Annotated in this window: 5 protein-coding genes; 4 read left to right on the top strand and 1 reads right to left on the bottom strand. The window is 59.4% G+C overall.

Features of this window, described 5'->3' with window-relative positions; genetic code table 11:
• Nucleotides 1–964 (top strand): RHS repeat-associated core domain-containing protein (locus AC1DVF_RS28390; protein ID WP_477783536.1); only part of this gene is annotated, 964 nt, incomplete at its 5' end.
• A 23-nt stretch (nucleotides 965–987) separates the two neighbouring features.
• Entirely contained in the window at nucleotides 988–1,401 is a 414-nt protein-coding gene (locus AC1DVF_RS28385; RefSeq protein ID WP_477297050.1) for a hypothetical protein, read from the top strand.
• 961 nt (nucleotides 1,402–2,362) lie between these two features.
• Here the strand turns inward: AC1DVF_RS28385 and AC1DVF_RS28380 are convergent.
• Nucleotides 2,363–2,692: a hypothetical protein gene (locus AC1DVF_RS28380; RefSeq protein ID WP_477297054.1), complete on the bottom strand. Its 330-nt coding sequence runs from the start codon at nucleotides 2,690–2,692 to the stop codon at nucleotides 2,363–2,365.
• 446 nt (nucleotides 2,693–3,138) lie between these two features.
• On the opposite strand from AC1DVF_RS28380, the gene AC1DVF_RS28375 reads away from it, so the two are divergent.
• Both AC1DVF_RS28375 and AC1DVF_RS28370 read left to right on the top strand, forming a co-directional pair.
• Entirely contained in the window at nucleotides 3,139–3,516 is a 378-nt protein-coding gene (locus tag AC1DVF_RS28375; protein WP_477297055.1) for a DUF2513 domain-containing protein, read from the top strand.
• Between the two features lie 41 nt (nucleotides 3,517–3,557).
• Complete coding sequence (locus AC1DVF_RS28370) at nucleotides 3,558–4,409, top strand: DUF6216 family protein (protein ID WP_477783535.1); 852 nt, start codon at nucleotides 3,558–3,560, stop codon at nucleotides 4,407–4,409.
• Nucleotides 4,410–4,708: the final 299 nt, after the last annotated feature.

The following is a 4,708-nucleotide window of genomic DNA, read 5'->3' as shown; positions in this document are numbered from 1 at the left end:
CATGACGGTGGTTCAGGAAAACGGGCTCACCGTCGGGTCTTACGCCTACAACGCACACATTGAACGCGTGGGAAAGACGTCTGGGAGTGCCACGACGCGGTTTGTCTTTGACGAAGGCAGTCAGCTCGTTGATGAAAATAGCGGCACTACCTCCCGCGATTACATCTGGGTGGCAGGCATGCCCATTGGTGTGGTGGACCAATCGGCGACATCGTCAGCAGTTGCCTTCGTCACAGCGGACACCGTTGGAACTCCCCGGGCGGCAACTTCGACGACAGGCGCTGTGCTTTGGTCGTGGCCCTACGCGTCGAACCCGTTCGGAGAATCTGCGCCAGTGTCTTCGACTGGCTACTTGCTTAACTTGCGTGCGCCCGGGCAGTACTCTGATGCAGAGTCCGGCATCACCTACAACCTGCACCGCGATTATGACGCTTCGACCGGGCGCTACCTTGAGGCCGACCCCCTGGGTCTCGACGCAGGCCCGTCGCTGTACGCGTATGTCGGAGGTCAGCCGCTTGTTCTTGTCGACCCTCTCGGATTGGCTTGGCAGTATGCGTTCGGGCTCAACCTCACCGTCATCAGCCCGTCGACCGGCTTTTCAATCAATCTTCAGGGAGGCTTTACCATCGACGGGTGGAATTCGCGCGGATTCAACCAGGCACAGCTCAACATTTCGGAACCCAAAAAGAGCAACGGCTACTTTTTCGGCATTGGGCCGAATGCAGGCGCAGGAACGACCGAGGCTCCTACGACCGGCGTAAGCACCACGCCATACATCGAAGGCGATGCGGCCTTTATTCTGGGGCTCGGGGGCTCTGCCACCAAGGATGCCTGTGGCAACGTGTCGTATGGCTTGTCCAGGGGGCTAAAGGCATCCCCGGGCGTTGGCGTGGGTGGGTTCTCGGGTACGTCGTACTCCGCAACACTTGCTGGCCCGCGCTTGGGTACAATCTTTGGCCACTGATTGCATATCTGGACGGGGCACGGATGATGACCAACAAATACGTCGTGAGGTCGTCCATTTTCTCGGCTGTGTGCGCCGTCGCCTGCCTTCTCGCTTTAGCGGGAGCGCGTGCAGTTGATGGCGGCCCCCACTGGGGAAACAGCCCAGAACCTTTTTACGCCATGCCGGTGGTCGAGACCTTCGCTTTCCTGACGACACTGGTAGCGCTGGTTTTTTTCAACTTCCAACGGGCATTCCCAGCTTCTGCGGTTTGGCTCTGCACATTCGGCGTGTTGCTTTTGGGGGGCGGTTACATCCTGAGCAGACACGAGGGGGTTCCCGAGGAACTGTTTCGTTGGACGATGCTGGCATCCATCGACCTTGTATCGGCAACACTTTTCGCCGGGGTCGTACTCGTCTTTCCGGTATTACGGAGGCGGTTGAAAAAGTCGGTTTGACTGCCGGGCAAGGCCCGTCCTCAGTCACAGACGAGAATTGGATTTTCGGTGCTTGCGTTGGTGTCGGCGGTAAGACCGGCGCTGCATTTTGCGGTTGGTTACCATCATGCTCTACGGGTTTATCTTTTCTGCGACGACAGCCRTCTTTGCGATTCTCTGGTCGGGTGCGGCAGGGGTGGCGATGCTCCGTCAGTTCAAGCGCCCGCTCGCTTCGCGTTCCCGGAACCTGGCCGAAAATCCTCTGAATGCCATTTTCTCGCCCGGGCTTTTGACTGAGCGAGGGCAAGTGCTCCGTCGACGATATCTGGCAGGCTTGCTTCTGTTTCTTCTTTCGGCGGCAACATCGGGCGCCCTCGCGCACTGGATGTGATGCACTCCACCGCGAGCGGTGGGAACACCTCCGGTCAATGGTGAGCCTGTCGCATTCGTGCAGGGCTTTCATGACTGACGAAGGGTCTACGCGGTGACGCCCTGTAGACCCTTCGGAATGGAAAGGGCCATTGCCAGCAAGAATGTGTTCGACAGCAACATTTCCTCCATCCGCATCTTGCGCTAACACCGCATTGTCGGTTCTGTTTCGGTTGAATCAACGTCGAGGAAATCCGTGACCATTTTTCAGTACGAAGTGGAAGAATGCATCGACGCCAGGCATGCCGGGACAGACATCGAGGGGATATACGTTCCCAGTTCATCCGTTGTCCTCGCATTGTTGGCGAGTGCCGACACGGATGACCTTTCGGCGCTGGCCTCTTTGGCTGACAAAGCAGACGGGGCGCTGGCCCCGTTCATTCTCGCGCTCATTATTGCCATCAAGGGAAGGGACGCTCTCCGGAAAAAACAGAACCGGGACCGGCAGACTAAAGGTGAGGGTCTACTGCCGCCTGTGGCAGGCCAGTGGTTCGTAGATGCCCCCACGAATGAACTCGTTTGCTCCGACCACTGGCACTTCTTTGAGTTCGGCTCAGAGGCGCTGGCGGAGTTTGTTCGAGGGAGAAAAGGACCCCGGTAGTGCTTTGTTCAACAACACCCGGTCGTCCCCAGCAATCGCAATTTCGACCTTTCTCCTGAGATATTCCGCTTCTTTTTCGGCGTTAAGGGTGCCAATAAGCGTGGGTTTGATTTCCAGGATCAACTTCCGCAAATAGCGCTTGTCTGTCGGCGTTCCTCTTTCCCAGGCGGGGTTGAAGTCGACCGGGAATCCGCTTTCCTGCATGCGGGTCCAGTGCAGAATCCGCGCGCGTATTTCCGGTCGACCCGTGCAATAGGCATCAATCAATGCCTTCAGTCGCATGTGTCGGCGGACGGTACAGAACGCGATCACTGGCCAGCGGTTCCACAGATTGGAAAGACCCCCGCCTATGCCTCCGAACCGCAACTTGCGAGAGAACGAACACTGTGGCCGAGAGGTAGGCTGCGATTTGGGTGGGATGCATGGCGTTTCCTGGGGTTGGGCCGGCAAAGTACGGCAAGCAGATGATGCATGACGCCACAATCGGCCTGGAGCCCGAAACACCCTGACCATCTGTGATGGTTTCCCGGATTGGCGAAAAAGCTGCGTCGCGCGTCTTTTGTCCCGGGATACTCCCGCTATGCAGGGACCCAGCTTCCGTTATCTCATGGCCGACAGTGACGCTCGGGATTGCCCCCCCCCAGGGTCTCAGCCTTTGAGATGAGGTCCGGATACTGTACTTGCGCACCAGGGGCGTTGACGCGCAAGGGTCGACCAAAGGATTAAGAATGAAACGCGACGCAGACTTGTACCGGTGCTTGCTGCTCGATATCGAAGCGAGCGATGCACCACTGACCCAGGCACACGAAGTGGAAGGATTTACCGAGGAGCAGGTCGCTTATCACCTAGCCCAGATTGTCGAAGGCGGGCTGGCTGTCGGGCCGGATCCCCGGTATCCGTCGACCGGCGTTCGCACGCACATCCCGCTGTCCGTCATCGCCAGGCGGCTGACACCAGCCGGTCATGACTTCATCGACAACCTGCGCGACGAGACCGTCTGGAAAGCGGTGAAGTCACGCATGGGCAAGGCAGGGTCGACAGTCGCCTTGGAAGTCATCAAGGCGCTCGCGCAGACCGTCGTCCGCGAGACGCTCCATCTTTCCTGAAACACACCGTTACCCACATTGCCCGAGGAGTCACACCGGCCATGGACGCGAGTTCATTGACCCATGTACTGCACTTTGCACCCTACATCACCTCTCTCTTTGTACTGGTGCCCGTCGTGGTGGTCGTGATGCGGGGACAGTCTCTCTTCCCGCTCCGCCACCGTCTCTGGCACGGTTTCCGGCGCAAGGAGGCAAGGAATCCCACCTGGCTGTCCGACGATGTTCGCGAACGGGTCGAACTGCTCGAATACCGCATGTTGTTCGGCTGGGCCGACAGCCTAGCCCAGGCGCGCCGTGTGACGAGCTGGGCGACGAAGCATCACATCGACCTCGGCACGCTGTGCGACTGCGGGGATTATTTTGATCGCAAGAAACTCGCAATGAACAAGCGCCTCCCCACAGTCAGGGCACACGGGTGGTGGATATTCCTCGTTCTTTTGGTCGGCGGGCTCATGGTGATTTGTTCACCGATTGGTTTGTCGGCGAAGGGTGYCGTGTTGCAGTTCAAGGCGACCGACCATTGGGCCGTTTTTGGCGACACCTCGGGAAGGCCGCTCGGGACAGCGCAATGGCTGGCCATGACCAAGCAAGACTGTGCGGGCAAGGATGACCCGGCGGATTTCGGGCTGGACCGGGGCGCTGCGTGCGATGTGCTCAAAGACCCGCGCCTGCCGGCCCTTGTACGGGAGTCGGTGCGAAGCCAGCGCGCGCTCGGGGCATTGGCGCTTGTTTACGGCCTGTTGATGTTGTGGAACCTTGGGCGCTGGGTCTTCAGGGCGCGCGCTGCGTATGCCGTTGATGCCGAGTTGCGGCGACAGGAAGTCACTCCCCCCGGGGAGCGCGATGAGAGGCCCGTCGTTGCCCTCGCCTCGGTCGAGTCGGAGGCCGCCTGACTTTGTGAGCCGGCGATTTGTCGGGCACGGCACACCAATGGCGCTTGATTCGGCGGTAGACATCCCGGCGCTGGGACTGGTGCTCACCAGCGGTGCCGGCACGTCTTCGCAGGACACGCATGGCTCCCTCTCGAGGGGGAGAGAGCGATTTTCCAGATGTTGGTCTGCACCGGCATTTTTCAGCTTGTGCGACAGCGAGGCCGTCGCGGAATGGAACTCCGCAGGAAGTCCCGCTCCCGTGCGATGATGCGTGTAACGACAGGGAGGTGAGCATGGCTGCGACGGGAACAACTGTTGGA

This window comes from Pseudomonas sp. P4_D7 (genome assembly GCF_056401755.1).
The sequence above is the reverse complement of the archived record's forward strand: the minus strand, read 5'-3'. Positions and strand labels throughout refer to the sequence as shown.